The organism is Rufibacter sp. DG15C, from assembly GCF_001577755.1.
Classification (GTDB): Bacteria; Bacteroidota; Bacteroidia; order Cytophagales; family Hymenobacteraceae; genus Nibribacter.
The window spans coordinates 279,982-305,992 of sequence record NZ_CP010776.1 but is presented as its reverse complement, the minus strand read 5'-3'; the positions used below and the strand labels follow the sequence as shown (position 1 = coordinate 305,992).

Genomic DNA, 26,011 nt, shown 5'->3' with positions numbered 1-26,011 from the left:
ATGCTACAAGTGTATTGGGGGATATGCTACAATTAGTTTTTGCCTACTTTGATGATAGAGCCAACGCCTACTTTACCTCCCACTTTTACGGGCTTCACAGCTTTGGCGGCATTGCCTACGGTTTTGGTGGCGGCAGTAGTGGTGCCTTGTACGGCTTTGGCCGCTCCTCTACCTGGGCGGGCAGCAGATTTAGGCGCCTTCACCTCTACATCTACCTCTGCACCAGCTTCTACTTTCTCAGGTTTCTGCTGACGCTTGGCACTGGCTACTTCTTTCACTTCCTGGCCTTTTTCTTTGGTGCCCTCAGTTGCTTCTTGCGCCGCAGCTTTCACTTTCTGGCCGTGGTTTTCCACTTCCTTCTTGGTCTTGTCAGCCTTTTCTTTAGGAGCGTCTTTCTTGTCAGATTTGGCTTTGTCCTTGTCCTGGCCTTTGCCTTGCGCTGACGCAAACAAGACCGTAGAACCGTCAGTGGCTAATGCTCCGTCTTCTAGAGAGGCATCCTGGTTGATTTGAGCGGTAGAAGCAATGGCAGCATCCGTCTCAGATAGTTCCTGCGCCTTTGCTTTGGCGGCTTCTTTTTGCTCTTGCTGTATTTGTTTGGCCTGGGCTTTGGTCTCCTTGGCTAATTCTTTGGCTTCTTTGCTGGCTTCGTCTTTTTTAGAGCGGGCCACGGTGCTTACATATTCTCCTTTACTAGCCGCATCTGCAGAACCCTCTACCGCAACAGAAGTATGTGCGGCGGTACTTACCGTCTTGCCGTGATTGGTAGTGGTCTTCTTGTCTGACGTAGCCTGGGCGTAGGTTGCGTTACCAGTAAAAAGCACAAGGATGATGAAGGTTAACTTTTTCATGGGGGTAGATCAGTTTGGTTGAAGTAGTATGTCAAAAGTACAAGGGCAAGATGAAGAGAACATGAAGATTTCTGTCCTGCCGAAATTTTTTCAATTTTTTTTCAGAGTTCTATACTGGTTATGCTCTGAGAGGTAAAGGATTTGGTTGCTCGGTTGGTTCCTCTTGCAGAAGCAGTATGGTCAAGGGGGCACCATACGCCGGAAATGAAGTCACCAACAAGCTGTTGATTATAAGAAACAAGGCTAGGTAGAGTCTCATAGGAGAAGGTGCTGGATTAGGTGAAAAAAATGGTCACTGCCACCTGCGCGGCAGTGACCGGAATTGGGGGTTATTGTTTCCCTACTTTAAGCGTAGTGGCAGTGTTCACTTTCACCGGACGAATGCCTTTGGTAGACACTCCCGTAGTTACGTTGGCCTTTCTAGAGGCACCGTTGGCTTTCACAGTTCCATCGGCTCCAACTTCCGTGCGGCGGGCGCTGCGTTTTACTTTGGTGGTTTCTTTTTTGGCTGCGGCACTCACGGCTTCGCCTTTGGCAACCCCGGCTTCTGTAGTGGTTTTAGCAGTAGTGCTTACAGTCTGGCCGTGGTTGTCGTGGTTTTCTTTGGTGGCCTTCACTTCTGCGTCGGCTTTCACTTCGGCTTCGGTGCGGGTTTCAGCGGCGGCTTTGCGGGCAGCTTTCTCTTGGGCCTTTAGTTCTTCCTTGCGGGCTTTGGCGGCTTCCACTTCGGCTTTGGTTTTCACCTCTACCTCTGTTTGAGTTTTGGTCGAAGCTTCCTTAACCTTCTCTTTTTTGGCTTTCACTTTGTCTTGCTTGGCCTTCACAGTCTTTTCAGTTTTCTTGGTGGTGGCCTCTTTGGTTTTGGCTACCTCACTCACTACAGCTCCGTGGTTGGTGCCGTCTACCGTGGCCTGACCAGAAACAGAGGTCTTGGCGGCAGTGCTTACCGTTTGACCGTGTGTGGTCTTTACGTTGGTGGTTTGGGTGGCACCAGTGGTAGTAGAAGTAGTCTGGGCAAACGAGGTGGCGGCTACAAATAATGCGGCGGCTACAAGAGTTATCTTTTTCATCTTTTATAGGGGTTTTAAATGATTACTGGCTCAAACCTACTATGTCAAGATGAAGAGAAGATGAAGAACTACTTTTCTTGAAAAAAAATTTAAATATTTTTTCTGACGATGAAGAAATCATCGTTTTTGGCCTGTTTTGGTAGAAACAGCTCAAAAATGACAAGGCCGCTCTCTAAGAAGAAAGCGGCCTTGCAAAATGGAATATGAAGAAAATCTACAGAACCTTCACCTTTAGGTAAGAGGACTGCGTCGGGCTGAAGTACACGCGGTGCGTGGCCTTTTGGAAATCCTCGGCTTTGGCTTTGTAAATATTAGGTACAAACTTTTGTGGGTTTCTATCCACCAGCGGGAACCACGTGCTTTGTACTTGCACCATGATGCGGTGGCCTTTCTTGAAGGTGTGCAACACATCCTGCAAAGGCACATTCACAGCCGTCACTTGGTTAGGCGTGGAAGGCTCTGGCTTCTCATAGCTGTTTCTAAAACGACCGCGCAACACCTCACTGCGCACCATCTGCTGGTAACCGCCCATCTTCACGTTGGCGGGGTTATGCGCATTTTGAGCGGCGGTGTCTGGGTACACATCAATCAGTTTCACTACCCAGTCGGCGTCTGTGCCGGTGGTGGAGATGTTCAAGGCAGAAAGAATGTCTCCGGCCAAGGTGATGTCCTCGGTGAGCACATCGGTTTGGTATACCAATACGTCTGGTCTGCGACCGGCAAAGCGCTGGTCATCGGTCATGTACTCGCGGGTCATACCCACGGTGGTCTCTTCTGAGAACGGCACGGGTTTGTTGGGGTCAGAGATGAACTCGTCATAGCTTGTGCCGGTGGTAGCAGGTTTCTCAAAGCTCAATTTACCGTTCGGCCCGAAATACAGGAAGCGTTCCTGGGTTTCTTTGGGTGGCCAGGCGGCGAACTCGCGCCATTGGTTGGCGCCGGTGTTAAACATGTAGGCTTCGGGCAAGGCTGGTTGTCCTTTGCCGCTGCCTTTCAGGTAATGTCTAAAGAACTTGGCTTCAATCTCGGGGCGGTAGAATTCTGAAGTCTTCTGGGAGAATGAAACTTTGCCCAAGGTCTGGCCATTGGACCGCGACCAACCACCATGGAACCACGGTCCCATCACGATGGTGTTATTCGTCTTGGGGTTGTGCTTCTCAATGGTTTTGTAGGTCTCCAGTACGCCAAAAAGGTTTTCGGCGTCAAACCAGCCGCCTACTACCATTACCGCAGGTTTCACATTTCTTAAGTGCGGCCTGATGTTCATGGCCTGCCAGAAGCTGTCATAGTTAGGATGCTCAATGATGTCATTCCAGAAAGACACCTGGTTTTTGAGGTAGAGGTCATTGGCGTTGCTCAACGGCCCCATGCGCAGGAAGAAGTCATAACCGTCTGGCGTACCGTGGTTGAAACGCGGACCGCCGGTAGGAGAGGGCTGCGGTCTAGGTTGCCCGAAGCTAGACAAGAAGTTAAACGCGTGCGGCAAGAAAAACGCGCCGTGGTGGTGAAAGTCATCCCAGAACCAGTCGGTCACGGGTGCCTGTGGCGAGGCGGCTTTCAAGGCTGGGTGGCTGTTCACCAAACCTACGCTGGTGTAGTAACCTGGGTATGACACGCCCCATTGGCCCACGCGCCCGTTGTTGTTGGGCACGTTCTTCACCAACCAGGCAATGGCGTCATAGGTATCGGTGCTTTCGTCAAAGTCCTTTTTGCCTTTCTTGGTTTTGATGGGCGCCATGTTCACAAACTCGCCTTCGCTCATGTACTTGCCGCGCACGTCCTGGTAGGCAAAAATGTAGCCTTCTCTGAGCATGTCTGAAGACGGCCCCATGCTGGTCTTATACTTATCAGCGCCATACGGCCCCACCGAATACGGCGTGCGGCTCATCATGATGGGGTACTTCTGGCTTTTGTCTTTGGGCGCATACACCACCGTGAACAGCTTGGTGCCGTCCCGCATGGGAACTTGGTGCTCTGTCTTAGTATAGTTTTCTCTGATGTACGCCGAGTCTGAGAGCGTCTGCGCCTGAGCCAGACTGCTGGAGGCCAATAGTACCAGCAGCAAGAAGCGCCAAAGGATTAGTTTCATATGTTAGTGGAGTTGGTTGGTGTTGACCCCGGAAATTAGAGAATTCTGCCGTAGCCAGCAAGCGTTTCGTTTTTAGCCTGATTTCTAGAAACCAAGCCAAAAACGAAGTTGGGCTTTTCAGACCATCATTTCTTTAGGTAGCCGTGGGCATCTGCATTCGTTAAAAAAAGAAAGCCCGCCTCTTGGGAAGAGACGGGCTTTGATGAAAGTGGCGCTAACTACTTATTTGCAGTCATAGGTTACTTTAGAATTCAACACAGTGCCGCTTTGCAGGGTTTGCGTAAACTCTGTAGGGTAGTTGTCTGAGTTGTATTTGTAAACATTGGAATAAGACTCCTCCTGAAACACAGTGCCGTCTGCTCCTTTGGTAATAGCCGTCAAGATGTTATTAGGAGAACTCACGCCACGAATTAACTTCTCCAAGGCGTTGGCGGGGTTTACATAGCTGTCATAGGTATAGTCAATGGTATAATCCAGGTCACCGGCGCCAGTGCCTGTGTACACAGACTCTTTCTGGATGTTGCCTTTGCTGTCATAAGTGAAGGTAGAATACTCGGTTTGGGTCATGCCAGATCCTGTAAATGGATTGGCCTGCGACGTGATGATCTTAGAAACCTGGCCCGCGCCGTTGTACTCTAAGGTATATCTAATGACAGGGCTGCTGCCAAACAAAGAGCTTAAGATGTTCATCTGGGTTAATTGGCCCGTGCTGTTGTAGGTGTACTCAATTGAACCCGGTCCTAAATCGCTTTCAGTTACGGTGAACTTAGATGGCTTGCTATTGCTGTAGGCCACAGTACCCGTCAGCGCGCCGTCGCCCTCAATCATAACAGAAGAAATTTGGCGGTCATTGTTATACCCAATGGTGGTTTTGTTGGTAGCGCCGCCTTCAGTGGTGGTCACTAGGGTAGGCACGCAGTCTTTTAGGGCGCCGTTGTTGGTGTCATCGTCATCATCTGAACAGCTGGAAGCCAACATGGACACACTGGCCAAGAAAAGGAAAAGTACTTTTGTTAATTTCATAGTGAATGGATTTGTAGTGAATGAATATGTGATTAGCAATTGGAATGACCCTGTATACGAGCGCCATGCATCATCTAGACAAATGACAATTGGGTTTCCCCTAACAGGTACCGTTATTTTTTGCGATACGTAAGAAGTCCGTTTCTTTATTACGATGACTACTGGTGGCGCAAACCTCATGGAAGCATAAAGGAGACAGTGTCGTTTTTGGCCTGTTTTACGTAAAAGAGCCCAAAAACGACGGTTGGTGGTCTGCTGAATTTTTCGGACTTTGGAGCTTTGTTTTATTCCCTGATTTCTACACTACCTTTTCCAAACCTATGATAAATTTCCGCAGCAAGTGTGGGTTGTTGCTCGCCTTGTTTCTGTGCTGGGCGCAGCTAAGCAGTGCCCAAACCATGCAAACCCCTGAGCAGTTTCTGGGCTACAAGCTAGGCGACCAGTTTACCTTCCACAGCCGTCTGGTGGACTACGTGACGCATCTGGCCGCGCAGAATCCAGCCAAGATGAGGTTGCAGACCTACGGTAAAACCTATGAGAATAGACCATTGCTGTTGGCAACCATATCATCACCAGCCAACATGCAGCGCCTGGAGGAGATTAGAACTAACAACTTGAAGAATGCTGGGCTTATGCCTGGTCAGCCTACGGGTGGCAAGCAGCCGGCCATTGTGTGGTTGAGTTACAATATCCATGGCAATGAGTCAGTGAGTTCTGAGGCGGTGCTGCAGGTGTTGCATGACTTGCTGGATCCTAACAACGCCCAGACCCAGAAGTGGCTGGAGAACACCGTGGTCATCCTGGACCCATGCGTGAATCCAGACGGCCGTGAGCGCTACGCGCAGTGGTACAACCGCGTAAGAAACCAACAGCCCAATGCCTCGCCGTGGGCCTGGGAGCACAATGAACCGTGGCCCGGCGGACGACCTAACCATTACTACTTTGACCTGAACCGCGACTGGGCTTGGCAGACGCAAATTGAATCTAAGCAGCGTGGCGTAGTCTATAACCAATGGATGCCGCAATTGCACGCAGACTTCCATGAGCAGGGCGTTGACAACCCATATTACTTCGCGCCGTCGGCTAAGCCCTACCATGACGCCATCACCAAATGGCAGCGTGAGTTCCAGAACGTGATGGGCGAATACAACCGCAAATACTTTGACAAAAACAACTGGCTGTATTTTACCCGCGAGAGCTTTGACCTTTTCTACCCAAGCTATGGCGACACTTGGCCCACCTACCAGGGCGCCATTGCCATGACCTATGAGCAAGGAGGTTCTGGCCGGGCAGGCGTGGTCATTCAGAAATCTGACGGAGACAGCCTGACTTTGGGCCAGCGCATTGCCCACCATTACACCGCCAGCTTAGCCACCGTAGAGGCCATGTCTGACAAGCACGACCAAGTGGTGAAGGAATTCAAAAAGTTCTTCTCTGAGAGTCAGACTAAGCCGTTTGGCACCTACCGCAGCTATGTGTTTAAGATGAAAGGCGAAGAAGGGCGTTTGCGTGATTTCACGGATTACCTAGACCGTCAACAGATTAAATATGGGTACGCCAGCAGTTCTGGAAGTGCCAAAGGATTCAACTACCAAAACGGAAAAACGGAGAGCGTCAAATATGAGGCCGGTGATTTGGTCATTAGCAGCTACCAACCTAAATCTACCTTGCTCAACGTCTTGTTTGACCCCAACGCGCGGTTAGAGGATTCTGTGACCTATGACATCACGGCCTGGGCCTTACCCTATGCCTATGGCTTAAAAGGCGCGGCCTTTACCTCAAGAGTTAGCATGAAGGACGCAAAGCCAGCCACGGCAGTCACCAATACCGTCACCAACGGCGCGTATGCGTACCTGGCCCATTGGAACGGTATGCAAGACATGAAATTCCTGGCGGCCTTGCTCAAAGCGAAGATACGCGTTCGCTATTCTGAGGTGCCGTTTGTCCTGAACAATGAAACTTACGCACCAGGCTCTTTAATTATCACCAGAACCGGCAATGAAAACTTAGGCACTGCCTTCGACCAGCGTGTCACCAAAGCCGCCGATTCTCTGGGCATCAAAGTTACCGCCAGCACCACCGGGTTTGTGACCAGCGGCGGGGACTTCGGGTCTAGCAAGATCAGGTACATCAAAGCCCCAAGAGTAGCCTTATTGACCGGAGAGGGCGTGAGTCCTTACGGTTTTGGGGAGATCTGGCATTTCTTTGAGCAGCAGTTGGGCTATCCGGTGACGGTGCTGGGCAATGACTACTTCGGTAATGTGCCGTTGCATGAGTTTGACGTGCTCATCTTACCAACCGGCAACTACGGCCGTATTCTGGAAGAGAGGAACCTCAACAAAGTTAAAGACTGGGTGCGCGCCGGCGGCAGATTGATTGCCCTGGAGAACGCCGCCAATTTCTTAGCCGACAAACCAGACTTCTCGCTTAAGAAAAAAGCCGCGGATTCAACGGCTGCCAAAAAAGCGCCTACAGAGGCCGATTTGAAAAAGTACGCCAACCGGGAGCGTGAGTCCATCTCTGAAGAAGTGCAAGGTTCTGTATTTAGAGTGGCCCTGGACAATACCCATCCACTGGCCTTCGGCTACGGAAGTATTTACAATGCACTGGTACGCACCAACAGCTTGCCGCACTTTATGAAAGACGGCTGGAACGTAGGCGTAGTCAAAGAGCCAACCTCAGCCTCAGGGTTTGTGGGCGCTAACGTCACCGATAAACTTGAAAACAGCCTGGTGCTGGGCGTGCAGGAAATGGGCCGCGGCCAAGTTGTTTATCTGCTGGACAACCCACTGTTCAGAGGCTTCTGGCAGGGAGGTAAGCTCATGTTCGGGAATGCCGTGTTTATGGTAGGCCAGTAAGTGGTGGAATCAAGACAAAAGTTGTAAGTCCTAGGACTAGAAAAATAAAAAGGCTCACCAAACTTGGTGAGCCTTTTTTATGGGTTATCGTTTTTGGCTTGTTTTCTGCGAATGAGGCTAAAAATGGCTATTCAACTTAAGCAGGCGCTTTGGCGGGCATTTCTACGTAGACGCCGTCTTCTCTAATCTCCAGTGCATATCTTTTTAAGGGCTGGGTGCGGCCGCGGCATTCTTCGCCGGTTTGCAGATGGAAGCGGTAGCTGTGCCAGGGGCAGATGATCTCATTGAGGTAGTTGGTGGTGCCGCGGCTGAGGGCATCACCTAGGTGCGGACAGACGTTGTCTACGGCAAACAAACCGGCGGCGGTGTGGGCTACGCAAATCTCCCGGCCCTGCACTACCACGGCTCTGGCTTTGGTAAAGGGAATAGTGGCCTTGGCACTGGCCTCACTGTCAAAGATTTTAATCCATTCCATACACAGGGTACGCCCAACGGGTAGACTTGTTTTTAGGCTAGTTTACAGAAAAGAGGCCAAAAACGGAAATGGAAAGGAGGGAGGGAGAAGATGGATGAAACCGAAAGGCTGTAAAATGAATAAGCCCGGACAAAATCCGGGCTCCTCACACCAAACTAACAAACAAAACTCTAAAAACCTTAATTTTTTATACTGTATAAGCCAGTAACCAATCTGTGAGCAAGCCTTGAAGAGGGAATTCAGTGACGTTGTTCCTGATTGATGATACAAAGATGCAGGGTCCAAACGCGTTACACAACCCAAAGCAGAAGAAGCGGGCCATTACCTGACTGAACCGAGACTAAACCGGAGTGAACCGGATATATCTGGCGTGAACCGGACAAGAAGTTTTAGGTAGTAGGAGTAAGAAAGGCCGGAAGCACGATCAATTTCACAGGTGGTCAGCGTAATCAGCTAAGGGGGAGATGATGGACTTTGCTATAGAGGCAGCCGATTGGAGAGGGCAAAAAAATAGCTTAAAAGTAGTCTAAGCCAGAGCGCAAGCGGATAGCAAATGACTACTTTTAAGCTGAAATAGAGTGTGAATGTCTCTGTTTTACGCGCGCTAAAACGCTAAGGTTTAAGACGATAAACAAATAACTCAAAAAAATTCTGAAACCTTATTTTGCGCGCTCTAAAAGCACAATTTTCAAAATGTTAGAACCAGTGTTCACATTTTGGAAATAGGTAAGGTCTGACCAAAGGCGGTCGCCGGCTTTTACTTTTATTTCCTTCTGGGCCCCATCGCTATCCACCACGGTCAAGGTACCGGCAGAGGCGGCGTAAGCTTCCTGCTCAGGCGAAGCGTGGAACTCCAATTGCTCACCTGGCGCCAACTCCAAAGAAAGAATACGTAGGTTGTCTGTTTTTAAAACCTGCTGGAAGGCTTTGGTAGAACGGGTGTTGGTGCCGTTAGGAGTTGTGCCAGCAAAAGATGGGGCAAGGTTCATTCCAAGACAAACGGCCAGACAGGCAACAAAAGAGGTAAGTGAAGTTTTCATAGTGCAATACGTTATAATGGGTTAAAAAAAATTCTGTAGAAGTGGCCCCGCGTGCGGAAGCGTTTCTGATTATATAGATGCAAATTTCAGAAAAACGTTGCATATCAAGAAGTTAAGGAAATGTTAAAAGCCGTATTTCAGGATGAGGACGGACAAGGGCAGGATAAGAGGCAAAAAAAGGCAGATGAACTGGAATCGTTTTTGGGCTATTTTCCAGAAAACAGGCCTAAAACGGTAAAATGAAGACCTATCTAAGAATATTTCTAAGCTAAAAAGTGCGCCGTCACTCTACATTCTGGAGTGGGAATGCAAGACTGGGGAGATAACTGTCTGAAAAGCTGGGACAAAGGTTTTTGGCTTACGCCGGATCCACGTCAATGACTACGCGCGTGTTCTTGAACTCCTTATTCTGCACTACTTGGAAGACTGCTTCTTGTATTTGCTGTTTGGTCACCTTTAAGTTGCCGCTGTCCCGGTCCAGCTTAATATGGATTTCCTGCAAGAACTGATTCCTGATTTTGAAGATGTGAGGCGCCTCGGGTCCAAGCACAGATTTAGGTCCTAGGCGGTCTGTGAGTTCCTTGGCCAAGGCAATGGCAGCATTCTCAGCCGGACGGGCCTCTGGGTGCTTAATGGTGAGCATGATCATGCGCACAAACGGCGGATACCGGAACTTCTGACGCTCGGCAATCTCCTGGGTGTACAAGCCCATGTAGTCGTTCTCCATCACCTTCTGGAAGATGGGTTGGTTGGGATTGGCGGTCTGAATCAATACTTTGCCCGCCTTTCCTTTTCTTCCGGCCCGGCCACTCACCTGCACAAACAACTGGAACGCTCGCTCATGCGCCCTGAAGTCCGGGAAATGGATGATGCTGTCGGCGCTCAGGATGCCCACCAAGCTCACGTGCTCAAAGTCCAGGCCCTTGGTTACCATCTGGGTGCCCACCAGCACATCGGTACGGAGGTTCTCAAAGTCCTCAATGATCTGTTGGTGGCTATTCTTCTTTTTGGTGGTGTCCAGGTCCATGCGCTGGATGCGGGCCTGGGGAAGCAACAGCTTCAGTTCGTCCTCAATCTTCTCCGTCCCAAAACCTACTGTCTTCAGCATAGTAGAGCCGCAGGCCGGGCAGTCGTTGGGTTTGCGTTCTGTGTAGCCGCAATAATGGCACCGCAGCTCATTGGAGAACTTGTGGTAAGAAAGACTCACGGCGCAGTTCCGGCACTTGGGAATCCAGGCGCACTCGTTGCAATCTATGAAAGGGGCGTAGCCTCTTCGGTTCTGGAACAGGATGACCTGCTCTTTCTTGTGCAAGGTGTCTTCAATGGCATGGACCAGCTTCTGGGAGAAATGGCTGAGCATGTTCTTCTTCAGGCCTTCTTGGCGCACGTCCACCAGCTCAATCTGCGGCAACGTCGCCTCCCCGAAACGCTCTGACAAGGTCACCAGCCCCCAGCGGCCGCTCAGGCTATGGTAGTAGCTCTCTATGGACGGCGTGGCCGAACCCAACAGCGTTTTAGCGCCGTGATACTGCGCCATGATCAAGGCCACCTCACGGGCGTTGTAACGGGGCGCCGGCTCATGCTGTTTGTAAGAAGGCTCATGCTCCTCATCCACAATAATCAGGGACAGCCCATGGAACGGCAGGAACACCGAAGACCTCACGCCAATCACCACCTGAAAGCGCCCCGACAGAATCCCGTTCCAAACCTCCACGCGCTCATTGTCTGAGAACTTGGAATGGTACACGCCCAACCTGTCGCCAAACACGCGCTTAAGCCGGGTTACAATCTGGGCGGTCAAGGCAATCTCGGGTAACAGGTACAAGACCTGGCCACCGGCCTCTACGGCTTTCTGGATAAGGTCAATGTAAATCTCAGTCTTGCCACTGCCTGTGATGCCATGCAACAAAACCGTGTCCTTGTCCCCGAAATACTCCAATACTGAATCTCTAGCCGCGGCTTGCGCAGAGGAAAGCTCGGGCATGACGTAAGGCCCACGCTCCAGCATCGGGAACCGGCTCACCACGGTATCAAACTGCTCCAGCACACCGTTTTTGATCAGCGTATTGATGGCCGAGAGGGACAGGTGCGGATTGGAAGTGATGAGGTTTTTCTCAAGGCCCGCTTCGTTCAGACTCAAGTCCTGCAAAAGCGGCACCAGTTGGATGTACTTTAACAGCACGTCCAGTTGCTTGGGCTTGGCGGCCAGTTGGTTGAAGAGTTCCTCTAGCGTGGCCTCATCTGTGGTGAATGCTGGCGATAGCCTTATTTTCTTGACTACCTTGGGCGCATACTTTTCGGCTATCTCCTCAAAGATGATGATGATCTCCTTGAGCAGGAGTGACTTGATGATTTTATGGAAGCTGGTGAGCTGCAACAGGATACTCACCTCTGTGAAGGTGAGGTGCGGCTTCTGCTTTAGGGCAAAGATAATGTTGGCCTCATGAGTAGACAGCGGCCACTCGTTGGTCTCTTCCTTGAAATTGGGGTGTAGTTGAATCTTGGACTCACTGCTTAGCTTCAACGCCGAGGGCAAGGCCGCATTGATGACCTCCCCCAAAGTGCAGAGGTAATAGTCGGCCATCCACATGAACAGCTTGAGCTGGGGCTCTGTGACCACGGGCTTCTCATCAATGACTTCCAGCAGGTACTTGGCCTGGTACTCAGCGGGTGGTTGTTCATGAATGCGGGCCACCACGCAACTCAATACCCGCTTAGACCCAAACTGCACCAACACCCGTGCGCCCACCAAGACCTCGTCGTTCATCTGGTAGGGGATGCGGTAGGTGTAAAGCTTGGGCAGGGGCAAAGGCAAAATGACGTCCACGAACAGGGTAACCCGTTCAGGGACGTCATCTATAGGTACTTGAAATTCTAGTTCTGGGGTCAAAGCGGGCTCTTTGGGACAAAGGTCGTAAAAAGCGCCGGTAAATAGAAGTTGATTAGTCTACCAAGACTTTAAAGTCTTCCACCATCAAAGTCATCTGGCGGTAATCTTCCTTCTCTGGGTTCTGTAGAACAGAGGTATACAACAAGACTGGCTCGTCTTTCTCCAACTCCAACTGCAATTGCTCTACCATGATGGTTTTCATAGGCAACCAAAGCTCCTGCCCATCAGAGATGAAAAGAATCTCGTACTTGTAGGCTTTCAATTGGCCTTTCTTGATACCTTGGCTTTCTAGCAATAACAGATTGTCAGCGCTGATGGCTCTAAACTGCCCGTTGTATTTAACAGACAGACGGTAGCCGGCCACGTTCTGGTCTTTTGCCTTGGACTTAGTATTCAAGATGGTCTTTAAGTTGGCCTCTGGATGCGTGCGGTTTAAACGCTCCCAGTAGTCATTTCCATCATTAGAGAAAGCGGTTACGGCACATGACAGCCACAAACCACCCAACAACATTAGCTTCTTCATTTTTAAAGGGTTTGTAGGTAGATAAAATGTTGAATAGCAGACCAGATTGTAAGTCTGTTTTAGTTTTACAAAAGTCGGAATAATACTACTACAGTGCAACGCCCTAATAGAGATGGAAAGCTAAAAACGCTTATAATGAGGGTTTAAGATGAAAATTCTTTAATGATTATTATTAGGTTCTTTTTAAAGTGATAAACTATTTTTTTTCAGACCAGTAGGGGGAGGTAGTAAGATGGGCTTTTAGCTTGATTTTGTATCTTTTAGGGAAAAGAAGCCTAACTATGGGCTAGTCTTAGCTGAGAGATGAAGGATTTACCGGTACCGTTTTTGGCCTGTTTTCGGGAAAATAAGTCAAAAATGGTGTAAGGATTATATTAACTGGCTTTTGACAGATGCTATTTCTTTTTGCACATCTACCTGTGAAGAGATAGACTGTAACTTTGTTAGCAATTGGTGCAGAAATTTCTGGTGACTAGCGCTTTCCGGTGAAAAAGGGCGGTGGGCCAAGTCCCGCTGGACCTGTTGCCATACCTGCAAGAATTGAGTGAAGTCCTCAGCTAGATAAGCTGCCGCAAACTTGTCCCAGATATATTCTTCGGCCATGGTGGACGGGTGCAGCAAATCTGAGCTGTAGAACCTGTAATCCCTTAAATCATCTAACAGTAATTCATGCGCCGGGAAATAAGAGACTTGGGTGTTTTGCTCTTGGAGTATATGGCTAGCCAACCGAAGCGTGCTCTTACTCACGCTGTTCAGTTCCAGGGTGTCTTTGAGATGTCTGACCGGGCTAACCGTCAGAACCACCTGCATGGCAGGAAAATGGGAATACAACAAATCTAAGGTTTCCTGTAGGTCTTGCGTGATCTCTGTTACAGACAAGAGCCTTTTGTTGAATTGCTTTTGCGGCACTTTGTGACAGTTAGACACAGATTGCCCTGTGTCTTGCCGTTCATACACAAAAGCGGTGCCCCACGTGAGCAGCAGGTGCTGGGTGTCCTGTAAAAAAGCATGCGCGTCACTAATGGCCTTCTCTAATAGCTGGAGTAATGCCTCTGGCTGGCTTGAGGTAAAGGAGGAGTGGAAATCATAGTGAAACCATTGCCCTTGGCGCTCCAACAACCCTCCTTGTAAACCTTCTACATTCTGGGTGATGATCCTTCTTAGTAAGCTATGGGCAGACAACGGGTTGAAGATTGTCCCGAATGGGTTCACTAATACCTTGGCCTTATGACCAAGAAGCCTTTGACCAATCACTTCGGCAAAACAGGAGCCCAGCGTAAGTATGCCATGCCCCAGAGAGATAGGAGTGGGGCTTTGAGAGACGGAAAGTTCTGTCCTGAACTGCATAGGCCTTTACATGATGGTTAGTGCAAAATACACAAACCTATTGAGTGGTGGGCATTATCACCGGCAGTAAATCATGGAGACTAGCAATGGTGTGCTTGGGTTTTTCTTGCAGGCAAAGCGCAGTATTGCCGTAACCGTAGCGGGCCCAACAGGAATCTATCCTGGCGTTGTTGGCAAAGCCCAGGTCCACGTGGGTATCACCAACCATAAGAAACTGTTCACGTGAAACACCAGCATAGTGCGGAATTATCACCTCTTGGAAAGCCATGGGGTGTGGCTTCTTTTGGAGTGGCAGATCTGGGTTGTCGCCAATGACCAAGTCAAAGTGATGGGCAATGCTAAAATGAGAAAGAGCTTCTTCAATGGCGCGCTGCCCCTTGTTACTGATAACTACGTTTCTAATGCCAGCATCTTTTGCAGCGTCTAACATCTGCTCAGTGCCTTCAAAGAGAGTGGTGAATTGTCCTGCTTCTGTGGAGTAGATGTGTCTGTAAGTGTGTACCCACTCCGTTGCCTCTTGTTTGGAGAGGGAAGGGTGGAGGCCGGGAAGAAGTTCTGGTAGGCTTCCGCCGGTGCTCACAGCCTCCATGATCTGCTTTGGAGTAGGCGCTTCTGTCTTAAAGTGGGCAAAAGTCCTTTGGAAGCTGTAGAGAATGGAGTCTTGCGTGGCGCAAAGCGTGCCGTCAAAGTCAAAGATGAGGACTTTATAAAGAGACATGGCAGTAAGGAATAGGCATTAAAAACAAGACCTCCTGCCGCAGAACGACAGGAGGTCTATACTATCTAAAGAAAGCAGGTCTTAGGCCTCAACTACGTTGAAACGGATTTGGTGCTTCACTTCTTTGTGTAGGTTCAAGGTAGCTGTGTACTCGCCTAAAGACTTCACCTCTTGGTCAAAGTCAATACGCTTGCGGTCTACGTCATAACCAAGGGCCTTAAGGGCCTCAGAAACTTGCAGAGAGGTAACAGCACCAAAGATTTTACCAGTCTCGCCAGCCTTTGCAGGGATAGAAAGAACGGTGGTACCAATACGGTTAGCCAGGTCCTGGGCATCGTTCTGAATCTTTTCAGCTTTGTGCGCAACCTGTCGAACGTTCTCAGCTACTACTTTGCGGGCCGAAGGAGTTGCCATCACAGCAAGACCTTGAGGGATCAAGTAGTTACGGCCAAAACCTGGCTTTACTACTACGATATCATTTTTATAGCCAACGCCTTTTACGTCATCTTTTAGAATAACTTCCATCGTGATTTACCTTCCTATTTTAAAGAGTCAGTTACATAAGGTAGAATAGCCAGGTGACGGGCACGGGCTACTGCTTGTGATACACGACGCTGGAATTTCAAGCTGGTACCAGTTAAACGACGTGGCAACAACTTGCCTTGCTCGTTTACAAATTTCAACAAGAAGTTACCGTCTTTGTAGTCGATATACTGGATACCGTTCTTCTTGAAACGGCAGTATTTCTTGCGTGTGTCTTGCTTGTGGATTTTTTCGTTTACTAAACTCATGACGCTTGAGGAGCCTCCTTCTCTTTTTTAGCTGATTTGAATTCGCCGTTTCTGCGGCGCTCGTTGTAAGCAACTGCGTGCTTATCTAGGGCTGTAGTCAAGAAGCGGATGATCTTCTCGTCGCGGCGGTACGCCAGCTCTAAGATGTCAACCACAGTGCCAGGGGCAGTGAACTCTACCAAGTGATAGAAACCGGTGTTCTTTTTCTGGATTGGGTAAGCCAGTTTTTTAAGTCCCCAGTTTTCTTCATGGATGATGTCGGCGCCATTTTCCTTAAGCACCTGTCTGAACTTCTCGACCGTTTCCTGCATCTGCACCTCGTTCAACAACGGGGTCATGATGAAGAGCGTTTCGTAATTTTTTAAAGCCATTCTTTTAAGAAATAGTTTTTGGTTCGAGGTGCAAAGTTACTCAGCTTTTCATTATTATACAAACCAACCTGATGAACAAGTAGGTGCGTTGACTATTAGCCAGAGAAACCGCTTCATACACTATATATATAAGTGTACTTACTGGTCCTCCGTTTTTGGCCTGTTTCCTAGGAAACAGGCCAAAAACGGAGGGATGCTTATAAGTCGATAGAAAGTTACCATTAAGGAAGGAGGGAATGAGACCAAAATGGCATGAAGGAAGAGGTAGTAGGTTGGAGGCAGAGAAACGATGGAATAAGGCCCATATATTGTGCATGGACACCTATATATAAGTCTCGATATTAATTTATATACTTTCTAAATAGCTAAATTCTGGCCTAAACCGGTGGTTTTTAGCCTTTAATAAGTGGCCAGTATCGTAAGCGTAACCAGATGTCAAAAATAAGGCATGTGAAGTTTGATTAATGCCCTTCGGGTAGTAAGTTTGTGCCCGTAATGTACTTTCACCATACTTAACACTACATTTTAGCTATGATTAGCTGCAAAAAGAGAGCAAAATATACCTTCTTACTCCCTTTTATCTTCTTCTTCTTTGTCTTAAGTACTGCGTTTGCGCAGGACCAGGCAAACGTAGCTGATAAAGGAGTGACGCCAGGTTCGGCGGCTCCGGCCGCAGGTGCCGCTAATGCAGGCGCTCTGCCCACAGAAGATGCAGGGGTAATTGATGCTGGTTCTACCTTGTTCAAGAATAACTGTGCGCAATGTCACTCAGTTACTGAAGAAGTAGTAGTAGGCCCAGGATTGAAAAATGTTCACACTAAGAGAGCATTGCCTTGGCTACAGAAATGGATCAAGAACTCCAGCGCCTTAATCCAGAGCGGAGACAAAGATGCAGTCGCTATTTATGAGCAGTATGCGAAGCAGCAAATGCCTTCTTTTGCTTTCTCTGATGAGGAAATCAACTCTATTGTAGCTTACATCAAAAAGGAAAGCGCCGCTCCTGCAGCTGTTGCTGCCGGTACAGAAGGTGTGCCAGGTGCAACTCCAGGCGGGCAAGTTGGTGAGAATGCTCCAGGTAGCATTGGTAGCCATTTGGACATTGTACTTGTAGCTTTAGTAGTTGTCCTTATCGTATTGGTGATTACCTTGTTGATCATTGCCTCTGTTCTTAAAGGCTACCTGAAGAACAAAGCTGACTTAACCGGTGCTGAGCAGGAGATGCTAGAGCAGCGCACCAACTTTGCCAATATCTATAAGTCAAAAGCCGTACGTGTCATTGTAGGTTTGATCCTAGCCGTAGTGGTATTGGACTTGACCATTGACAAAGTAATGGGAATTGGTATCCAGCAGGGGTATGCTCCTAAGCAACCAATTGCCTTCTCTCACAAATTGCACGCTGGTGATCACCAGATCAACTGTAACTATTGCCACACGTCAGTTTACAAGAGCCGTAGCGCGAATATTCCTTCGGCTAACATCTGTATGAACTGCCATAGCCAGATTAAGAAAGAGTCTCCAGAGATTCAGAAAATCTACCGCGCTATTGAAAACAACAAGCCTATTGAGTGGGTGCGTGTTCACAACTTACCTGACCTGGCCTACTTCAACCATTCTCAGCACACCAAAGTGGGTGGCGTAGAGTGCCAGACGTGCCACGGTCCAATTGAAACCATGGAAGTGGTAGCGCAGTTCTCTCCATTGACCATGGGCTGGTGTATTGACTGTCACCGCAACACACCTCTTAACACAGAGGGCAACGCTTATTATGACAACTTGGTGAAGTTGCATGAGAAGCAATCCAAAGGCGCTTTTGTAGTTGCGTCTAACGGTGGTACAGAATGTTCTAAGTGCCACTACTAATCACTACATATCCATCCTGAATTTGAGTTTTTGAACTATATGCAAGAAACAATTAAATACTGGAGAGGGGTAGAGGAGTTAAACAACACTCCAGAATTCCAAAAGCACGCTCATGACGAGTTTCCTGAGTTTCTGCCAGTAAGTGAGGCCAGCGGCAGTGAAAGATCTGCAGATGTGGCTCCACGTCGTGATTTCTTAAAACTATTAGGTTTTGGTATTGCAGCTACTACCTTGGCGTCTTGTGAGGCTCCGGTACGTAAAGCAATCCCTTATCTAAACAAGCCAGAAGAAGTTGAGCCGGGTATTGCCAACTGGTATGCCTCTACCTACTTTAACGGAGATATCTACAACTCCATTCTGGTTAAAACACGCGAAGGTCGTCCTATCAAGGTTGAGGGCAATACGCTTTCACCAATTACTAAAGGCGGTACGCACGCACGTTCGCAGGCTTCTTTGTTGAGCTTGTATGACAATGCCCGTCTGCAAGGACCAACCGCAAAAGGAAAAGCGGCTACTTGGTCACAAGTAGACCAGGAGATCAGAACTAAACTGACTGGTGTGCAAGGTAAAGTGGTGTTGGTATCTAATACCATCATCAGCCCAAGCACGAAAGCTGTCATTAGAGAGTTTGGTGCACAGTTTCCTTCTTTTGAGCACGTAACCTATGATGCTAACTCTGCTTCTGCTTTGTTAAAAGCAAACGGTGGCGTTATTCCAGGTTATGACTTCAGCAAAGCCAAAGTAGTTGTGTCTATAGGCGCAGACTTCTTGGGTTCATGGATTTCTCCGACTGAATATTCTAAGCAATACATCACTAACCGGAAGATCACGGCTGACAATCCTGTCATGTCTCGTCACTTCCAGTTTGAGACAAACCTTTCTTTGACTGGTGCCAACGCAGATGTTCGTGTGCCAGTTAAACCATCTGAGTACGGTGCGGTAGCAGCTGCCTTGTACAATGCAATAGCAGGCGGTGGTGCTATCCAAGCGCCAACTACTTCAGCCTCTAAGCAAATTGAGGCTGCTACCAAAGAATTGCTAGCCAACAGAGGTGCTGCTTTGGTAGTGTCCGATTCAAATGATGTTGCAGTTCAAACTATTGTAACAGCCATTAACAGTGCCTTGGGTGCAAATGGTGCTACTATCAATACCAGCGCTCCATCTTATGTGCGCCAAGGTGATGATGCCCGCATGTTGCGTCTGATCAATGACATGAACGCTGGTTCTGTAGGTGCTGTAATTTTCTACGGCGCTAACCCAGCGTATGACCATCCTTTAAGCCAGCAAGTAATAGCAGGTGTTAAGAAGGTTGGTCTTAAGATTTCCTTTGCAGACAGAGCAGATGAAACAGCAATGCTAGCTGACTACATCTGCCCAGACAGTCACTACTTAGAATCTTGGAATGACTTTGAGCCAAAAAGAGGTTTCTTAAGCTTAGCCCAGCCAGCTATTTCCCCAATCTTTAAAACCAGACAAGCACAGGACTCTTTGTTGAAATGGTCAGGATCCACTTCTGATTATTACACCATGATCCAGCGTACATGGTCTGGGGTAGTGAGTGGTGGTGCCGCTTGGGATAAAGCTGTGCATGATGGTATAGCTACCGGTTCTACTGGTGCCAATGAGCCAACTGCCGCACCAGCTCCAATGACATTAGCCGCTGCTGCGTTAAGCATCAACAAAGCAGCTCGTGCCGCTGGTAAAAATGTAGAGTTAGCCATTTATGAGAAAGTAGCGATTGGTTCTGGTCAACTGGCCAACAACCCATGGTTACAGGAAATGTCTGATCCTACTACCAAAGCCACTTGGGACAACTACGTGACTATCTCCGCTGCCATGGCTAAAGAGTTAAACGTAGAGCAGAACGACGTTTTAAGAATCACTGCCAAAGGTAAGTCAATTGAATTACCAGCTTTGATTCAGCCAGGTCAAGCCAAAGGTACAGTAGGTATTGCCATAGGTTATGGTCGTACACATGCTGGCCAAGCTGCCAACAACGTAGGTGCCAATGTGTATCCTTTAGTATCTGTAGCTGACAATGGCTTGGTATATGCCAACACGGTCACTCTAGAAAAAGTAGGCGCTGACAAGCCAATTGCACAGACGCAAACGCACCATACGGTAATGGGACGTATTGTAGTGCAGGAGTCAACCCTAAAACAATATCAGAAAGACCCTAAGACCGTAACTGAGTACATCCGTATCGCGACGCCTGAAGGTCCTCAGAAACCACAGAGCGTTTCCTTGTGGCAGGACTACGAGTACAAGGACCACCATTGGGGAATGGTCATTGACTTGAACTCTTGTATTGGTTGCGGAGCCTGTACCATAGGTTGCCAGGTTGAAAACAACGTAGCAGTTGTAGGTAAGCAGGAGGTGTTGAACCGCCGTGAAATGCACTGGTTGCGTATTGACCGCTATTACAGCAGCGATGCCACCCGTGAAAACGGTGGATTCGAGAAAATGGAGGATCCATCAGAGAATCCTACTGTTATCTTCCAGCCAATGCTTTGCCAGCACTGTAACCACGCTCCATGTGAGACGGTTTGTCCGGTAGCTGCCACCATGCACAGCTCAGAAGGCTTGAACCAGATGGTGTACAACCGTTGCGTAGGTACTCGTTACTGCGCCAACAACTGTCCATATAAAGTTCGTCGCTTTAACTGGTTCAACTACGCCAACAATGACAAGTTCGATTATAACATGAATAACGACTTGGGCAAAATGGTGTTGAACCCAGACGTGACCGTACGTTCACGTGGTGTAATGGAGAAATGCTCTTTCTGCGTACAGCGTATCCAAGCGGGTAAGCTAGAAGCTAAAAAAGAAGCCCGTCGTCCTAAGGATGGAGAAGTAGTAACCGCTTGTGCGCAGGCTTGCCCTACCAACGCCATTGTATTTGGAGACATGCTGGATCCTAACAGCCAAGTGTCACAGATCTTGAAGAGAGAAAAAGGAGAACGTGCATTCCACGTATTGGAAGAGTTGAATACTCAACCAAACGTGACGTACCTAACCAAAATCAGAAACCTAGCTTAATTTAACACAGAACGAAATATGCAGCACGTATCTCCGATAAGAGAGCCCTTAGTAACTGGGGGTAAAACTTATGCAGACATCACGGAGGACGTATGTCGGCAGGTGGAAGCCAAGCCGAACGTCCGTTGGATGATGGCCCTGGGAGTTTCTTTGGTTTTCCTGGGAATCTTTCTTTACTCTGTGTACCGGACGCTTTGGTTTGGTATTGGAGAATGGGGTTTGAATAAAACCGTAGGTTGGGCATGGGATATCACCAACTTCGTGTGGTGGGTAGGTATTGGTCACGCTGGTACCCTTATCTCAGCTATCTTGTTGTTGTTCCGCCAGAAATGGAGAACTTCCATTAACCGTGCGGCTGAAGCGATGACCATCTTTGCGGTAATTTGTGCGGCCATGTTCCCGGTATTGCACATGGGTCGTCCATGGTTAGCCTATTGGGTTCTTCCTTTGCCAAACACATTTGGTTCTCTTTGGGTGAACTTCAACTCCCCTCTTCTTTGGGACGTGTTCGCGATCAGTACTTACTTCTCTGTATCCTTAGTATTCTGGTACATTGGTTTGATTCCTGACTTTGCAACCATACGGGACAGAGCAAAAGGTCCAATTGCCCGCAGAGCCTATGCTTTCTTGAGCTTCAACTGGACCGGTTCTGCCAAGCACTGGTCACGTTATGAGACCGTTTCCTTGATTCTTGCTGGTTTAGCAACTCCACTGGTACTTTCGGTACACACCATCGTATCCATGGACTTTGCAACCTCGGTAATTCCAGGGTGGCACACCACCATCTTCCCTCCATACTTTGTGGCAGGTGCGATCTTCTCAGGCTTTGCAATGGTATTGACCTTGATGATCATTACCCGTAAAGTGTTCAAACTAGAGGATTACATCACATTGGAGCACGTAGAATCCATGAACAAGGTAATTACCTTGACAGGTTCTATCGTAGGGGTGGCCTATATCACAGAGTTCTTCATCGCCTGGTATTCAGGAGTGGAGTATGAGCAATACGCATTCATAAACCGTGCTACGGGTCCTTACTGGTGGGCCTACTGGTCCATGATGACTTGTAACGTAATTACGCCTCAGTTATTCTGGTTCAGATCTATTCGTAGAAGCTTAACCGCCACGTTCATCATCTCTATCTTTGTGAACATTGGTATGTGGTTTGAGCGTTTTGTAATCATTGTAACATCTCTTCACCGCGATTTCTTGCCATCCAGCTGGGTGATGTTCTCCCCAACTACCATTGATATTGGCGTGTATGTTGGAACCTTGGGCTTGTTCTTTACCCTATTCCTTCTGTTTGCCAAATTCTTCCCTGTTGTGAACATGGCAGAAGTGAAAGCAATCTTGAAATCGTCATCTGGGGTAAGCCATACGCATGACCCAAATGCCTCAATGCACGCTACAGCCCCTAACAACTCTCACAAACATGACTAGTAAGAAATTCATACTCGGTATTTTCGACGACGAGGATGTGCTGCTGAACGCCATCGAAAAGACACGCGCGGCCGGCACTAAGATTTACGATGTATTCTCTCCTTATCCAATTCACGGAATTGATGATGTTTTAGGGATTCAGCGTTCTAGATTGCCTATCGTGGCATTCTTCTGTGGCCTTTGCGGAACCTCGTTTGCCCTTTGGATGCAGATATACATGTTGGGTTTTGACTGGCCAATGATCATTGGTGGAAAGCCACACATCTCATTGCCTGCATTTATTCCGGTAACATTTGAATTAACGGTTCTTTGCGCCGCTTTTGGAATGGTCATCACCTTCTTTATCATTAGCGGATTGAGACCAACTCTAAAAGTACCAGTAATGGATGTTCGTTCTACAGATGATAAATTTGTAATGGCCATCGAATACAAAGAAGGTACAAACATGCAGCAACTGAACGATCTTCTTCGCTCAAATGGAGCCATAGAAGTTAACGAGAAGGAGGTAGTTAAATAATGAACAATTTCTTTAGAACAGGAGCAAAAGCCTCCATGATTCTTTTCTCGTCCATAACCCTGCTTTCATGTGGCAATGATGCTACAGATCCAGGATTGGAATATGCGCCAGATATGTATAATCCGGTAGCGTATGAACCCTTGAAGCAGTTAGACGGAAACTACAATGCCTTTAACCCAGGAGGTGGGAACCTACGTGTACCAGCTGCGCATACCATTGCCAGAGGTAAATTAGATTTCTACACCCGCATCTCTAAAGACAGCGCGGAAGTGGCTGGCAGTGAGTTGAAAAACCCATTGAAAGCTACATCAGCTAACTTGGCAGAAGGTAAGGTATTGTATTTGAGATTCTGTTCTCCTTGCCACGGTGAGTCTGGTGCTGGTGATGGATTGGTAGGAGCTAAGTTCAAAGGGGTTCCTAACTATACCCAAGGCAGATATGCCTCTCTACCAGTTGGCCATATCTACCATGTGATTGTAAATGGTCGTGGACGGATGATGCCGCATGGTACGCAGGTTAACCCACAAGAGCGCTGGAAGATTGCCATGTATGTGCAGCAATTGCAAAAGGGAATCACTGAAGTAGAAGGTGCAACTCCAGAATCTACAGATGTGGCTTCAAAATCTGCTGATGCCCCTGCAGGCGCAAGTACAACTGAAAACACTAATCCAGTAACAGGTTCCACTGCAGATTCTGCAAAGAATACTCGCAACTAACCTTAAGGTATTTTCAAATGATAACTGAAGAAACACTTAGTATTTCTAAAAGAACCAATAACCGGTTCCTCTTCATGATAGCCATTGGGTTAGTTTTACTAATCATTGGATTGATCATCAACGCCACAACCGGCGGACATGGGGGAGAGCATGGAGAAGCTGCTGGCGCTGCCAGCCATGGCCCCACGTGGGTAAACCGTTTGTTAGCCAACCTTTGGTTAAATAATGTTTACCTTTCTGGTATTGCCGTAGTAGGCGTATTCTTTGTGGCAGTACAATATGTGGCTTATGCAGGCTGGTCTGTATTGGTAAAACGTATTTTCATTGCATTGGGTAATTACCTACCTGTGGGTGGTATTATTATGTTGGTGTTGTTCTTAGGACCAATCTTGTTCACAGGACACAACCCTATCTTCCACTGGACCGACCATACCTTAACAGAGGTAGGGCATGCCAACTATGATCCAATTATTGCTGGTAAAAGCGGTTTCTTGAACGTGACCTTCTATACAATTAGAATGGTTCTTTTCTTTGGCCTATGGATTCTATTCTTCAATTGGTTAAGAAAGCAATTTGCTGCCGAAGACTTAAATGGAGGGCTTGACCATTACAATAAAAGCATCCGTTTGTCTGCTACCTTCTTGGTAATCTTTGGAGTTACCTCTTCCATTGCTGCTTGGGACTGGGTGATGTCTATTGACTCACACTGGTTCAGTACCTTGTTTGGATGGTATGTATTTGCGAGCTGGTTTGTATCTGGTTTGGCCGCTATTACTTTAACTGTGATTGTATTGAAGCAACATGGTTATTTGAAGATGGTAAACTCCAACCACCTGCATGACTTAGGTAAATTCATTTTTGGATTTAGCATTTTCTGGACCTATACCTGGTTCTCACAGTTCATGCTTTATTGGTATGCTAACTTACCGGAAGAAGCGATCTATTTTATAGAGCGTCTTGGTGGATATGACAACCATTATACTTGGATTGTATTCTTTAACCTTTTCATCAACTTTGCATTCCCTTTCTTGTTCTTAATGACAAGAGATGCCAAACGTCAGATGCTTATGTTGAAGATTGCCTGTATAGCAGTACTAATTGGGCATTGGTTTGACTTCTACTTGATGATCATGCCAGGAACAATGCGTGGTGATAGCGGGTTTGGATTAATTGAAATTGGAGCAGCTTTAACATTCTTGGGTATCTTCTTGTTAATGTTTACAAAAGGCTTGTCTAAACTTTCTTTGGTTCCTGTGAATCACCCGTTCCTAGAGGAAAGTGTTCACCATCACGTTTAAGACTTCATTTTAAAGAAATAGATAATGATTACGATTGTTGTAGCACTATCAATCCTCCTTTTACTAGTCATTCTTTACCTTCTGTTTAGAATCCAGATTTTGGCTTCTATCTTTAAGGGAAGCTATCGTCAAGACATAGGGAAGAGTAATAAAGTCAATGCCACCTTGATGCTGTTGTTCATGGTGATCATGGGAGGACTATTCATTTGGTCTTTCTTAGATTCCAAGGATGACATGATGGTTCCAAATGCCTCTGTTCATGGAATAGACATAGACCAAATGTTCTGGACTACCATGATCGTTATTGGCATTGTATTCGTGATTACCCATATTCTGCTATTTGTTTATTCTTACAAATACCAGCATAAAGAAGGTAAACGGGCTTACTATTACCCGCACAATAACAAGATTGAAATAATCTGGACCGTAATACCTGCCATTGTTATGGCGCTATTGGTATTCTCTGGTTGGAAAACTTGGGCTAAAATCACAAGTCCAGCTCCTACGGAAGCCGTTGTGTTAGAAATCATGGGCAAGCAGTTTAACTGGATGGTTCGCTACCCAGGTGCTGATAACAAGTTAGGTGTTACCAAGACTACCTTGATCAATGCCACTAATGAATTTGGTATTGACTTTACGGACAAGAATGCCATGGATGACTTTATGCCCCGTGAGATTCACGTGCCTAAAGGAACGCCAGTGTTGTTGAAAATTAGAGCAAGAGATGTGATTCACAGTGTATTCCTTCCTCACTTTAGAGTGAAGATGGATGCTGTACCTGGCATGCCAACCTCTTTCTGGTTTATTCCTACCAAAACAACTGCTGAGATGCAGTCTGAAACGGGCAACGCAGAATTCAAATATGAATTGGCTTGTACTGAGGTTTGTGGAAGAGGTCACTTTGCTATGAAGTTTACCTTGGTGGTAGATGAACCGGAAGATTATCAGAAATGGTTGAAAGAGCAGAAAGCATTTGTGACAGAGAACCCTGGTGTCCTTGCAAATGGTGGAAAGGCTACTCCTGTAGCGGTGAATACCCCTTCTGCTCCTGCTGGAAACTAGTGCATCTGATTAGAAAGAACAGTTAATAATCCC

21 protein-coding genes are annotated in these 26,011 nt (G+C 47.6%); 8 read left to right on the top strand and 13 right to left on the bottom strand.

What is annotated here, in order from left to right; genetic code table 11:
* Window positions 1-32: 32 nt before the first annotated feature.
* The 4 genes from TH61_RS01335 to TH61_RS01320 form a co-directional block, all read right to left on the bottom strand.
* Window positions 33-851, bottom strand: a complete 819-nt coding sequence (locus TH61_RS01335; protein WP_066504867.1) for a hypothetical protein — start codon at window positions 849-851, stop codon at window positions 33-35.
* A 329-nt stretch (window positions 852-1,180) separates the two neighbouring features.
* Window positions 1,181-1,921, bottom strand: a complete 741-nt coding sequence (locus TH61_RS01330) for a hypothetical protein (protein WP_066504864.1) — start codon at window positions 1,919-1,921, stop codon at window positions 1,181-1,183.
* 214 nt (window positions 1,922-2,135) lie between these two features.
* Complete coding sequence (locus TH61_RS01325) at window positions 2,136-4,010, bottom strand: CocE/NonD family hydrolase (RefSeq protein WP_066504862.1); 1,875 nt, start codon at window positions 4,008-4,010, stop codon at window positions 2,136-2,138.
* 222 nt (window positions 4,011-4,232) lie between these two features.
* Window positions 4,233-5,033: a hypothetical protein gene (locus TH61_RS01320; RefSeq protein WP_066504860.1), complete on the bottom strand. Its 801-nt coding sequence runs from the start codon at window positions 5,031-5,033 to the stop codon at window positions 4,233-4,235.
* Window positions 5,034-5,353: 320 nt separating this feature from the next.
* Here TH61_RS01320 and TH61_RS01315 point away from each other — a divergent pair, with 320 nt between their 5' ends.
* Window positions 5,354-7,891 carry a M14 family metallopeptidase gene (locus TH61_RS01315; protein WP_066512399.1) on the top strand — a complete coding sequence of 846 codons (2,538 nt, stop codon included), beginning with the start codon at window positions 5,354-5,356 and terminating at the stop codon, window positions 7,889-7,891.
* Between the two features lie 136 nt (window positions 7,892-8,027).
* Here the strand turns inward: TH61_RS01315 and TH61_RS01310 are convergent, their stop codons facing one another.
* From TH61_RS01310 to rpsF, 9 genes are all read right to left on the bottom strand, one after another.
* Entirely contained in the window at window positions 8,028-8,366 is a 339-nt protein-coding gene (locus TH61_RS01310) for a nitrite reductase (NAD(P)H) small subunit (RefSeq protein ID WP_066504859.1), read from the bottom strand.
* Window positions 8,367-9,025: 659 nt separating this feature from the next.
* Entirely contained in the window at window positions 9,026-9,406 is a 381-nt protein-coding gene (locus tag TH61_RS01305) for a hypothetical protein (protein WP_066504857.1), read from the bottom strand.
* Between the two features lie 358 nt (window positions 9,407-9,764).
* Window positions 9,765-12,296: a primosomal protein N' gene (gene priA, locus TH61_RS01300; protein WP_066504854.1), complete on the bottom strand. Its 2,532-nt coding sequence runs from the start codon at window positions 12,294-12,296 to the stop codon at window positions 9,765-9,767.
* Between the two features lie 52 nt (window positions 12,297-12,348).
* Entirely contained in the window at window positions 12,349-12,819 is a 471-nt protein-coding gene (locus tag TH61_RS01295; protein ID WP_157600476.1) for a hypothetical protein, read from the bottom strand.
* A gap of 369 nt (window positions 12,820-13,188) precedes the next feature.
* Window positions 13,189-14,166, bottom strand: a complete 978-nt coding sequence (locus TH61_RS01290) for a GSCFA domain-containing protein (RefSeq protein ID WP_066504849.1) — start codon at window positions 14,164-14,166, stop codon at window positions 13,189-13,191.
* A gap of 37 nt (window positions 14,167-14,203) precedes the next feature.
* Window positions 14,204-14,884, bottom strand: coding sequence for an HAD family hydrolase (locus TH61_RS01285; RefSeq protein ID WP_066504847.1), 681 nt, complete (start codon window positions 14,882-14,884; stop codon window positions 14,204-14,206).
* A gap of 81 nt (window positions 14,885-14,965) precedes the next feature.
* Window positions 14,966-15,409, bottom strand: a complete 444-nt coding sequence (rplI, locus tag TH61_RS01280) for a 50S ribosomal protein L9 (protein ID WP_066504841.1) — start codon at window positions 15,407-15,409, stop codon at window positions 14,966-14,968.
* Window positions 15,410-15,423: 14 nt separating this feature from the next.
* A complete protein-coding gene (gene rpsR, locus TH61_RS01275) occupies window positions 15,424-15,675 on the bottom strand; it encodes a 30S ribosomal protein S18 (protein ID WP_048921044.1) in 252 nt (83 codons plus the stop codon).
* Window positions 15,672-16,046, bottom strand: coding sequence for a 30S ribosomal protein S6 (gene rpsF, locus TH61_RS01270; protein ID WP_066504838.1), 375 nt, complete (start codon window positions 16,044-16,046; stop codon window positions 15,672-15,674). The genes rpsR and rpsF overlap by 4 nt, the downstream gene beginning before the upstream one ends.
* A 531-nt stretch (window positions 16,047-16,577) precedes the next feature.
* Here rpsF and TH61_RS01265 point away from each other — a divergent pair.
* From TH61_RS01265 to TH61_RS01235, 7 genes are read left to right on the top strand one after another with little or no spacing between them, the layout of a single operon-like run.
* Entirely contained in the window at window positions 16,578-17,906 is a 1,329-nt protein-coding gene (locus TH61_RS01265) for a c-type cytochrome (RefSeq protein ID WP_082780267.1), read from the top strand.
* Window positions 17,907-17,945: 39 nt separating this feature from the next.
* Window positions 17,946-20,945, top strand: coding sequence for a TAT-variant-translocated molybdopterin oxidoreductase (locus TH61_RS01260; RefSeq protein ID WP_066504835.1), 3,000 nt, complete (start codon window positions 17,946-17,948; stop codon window positions 20,943-20,945).
* Window positions 20,946-20,963: 18 nt separating this feature from the next.
* Complete coding sequence (nrfD, locus tag TH61_RS01255; protein WP_066504832.1) at window positions 20,964-22,385, top strand: NrfD/PsrC family molybdoenzyme membrane anchor subunit; 1,422 nt, start codon at window positions 20,964-20,966, stop codon at window positions 22,383-22,385.
* Window positions 22,378-22,902: a DUF3341 domain-containing protein gene (locus TH61_RS01250; RefSeq protein WP_066504831.1), complete on the top strand. Its 525-nt coding sequence runs from the start codon at window positions 22,378-22,380 to the stop codon at window positions 22,900-22,902. Before nrfD ends, TH61_RS01250 begins: the two co-directional genes overlap by 8 nt.
* Window positions 22,903-22,937: 35 nt before the next feature.
* Entirely contained in the window at window positions 22,938-23,618 is a 681-nt protein-coding gene (locus tag TH61_RS01245) for a cytochrome c (protein WP_231862278.1), read from the top strand.
* Between the two features lie 17 nt (window positions 23,619-23,635).
* On the top strand, window positions 23,636-24,916 hold the full coding sequence (locus TH61_RS01240; RefSeq protein ID WP_231862277.1) for a quinol:cytochrome C oxidoreductase: 1,281 nt from the start codon (window positions 23,636-23,638) through the stop codon (window positions 24,914-24,916).
* 24 nt (window positions 24,917-24,940) lie between these two features.
* Window positions 24,941-25,978 (top strand): cytochrome c oxidase subunit II, encoded by a 1,038-nt coding sequence (locus tag TH61_RS01235; protein ID WP_066504827.1) that lies wholly within the window; start codon window positions 24,941-24,943, stop codon window positions 25,976-25,978.
* Window positions 25,979-26,011: the final 33 nt, after the last annotated feature.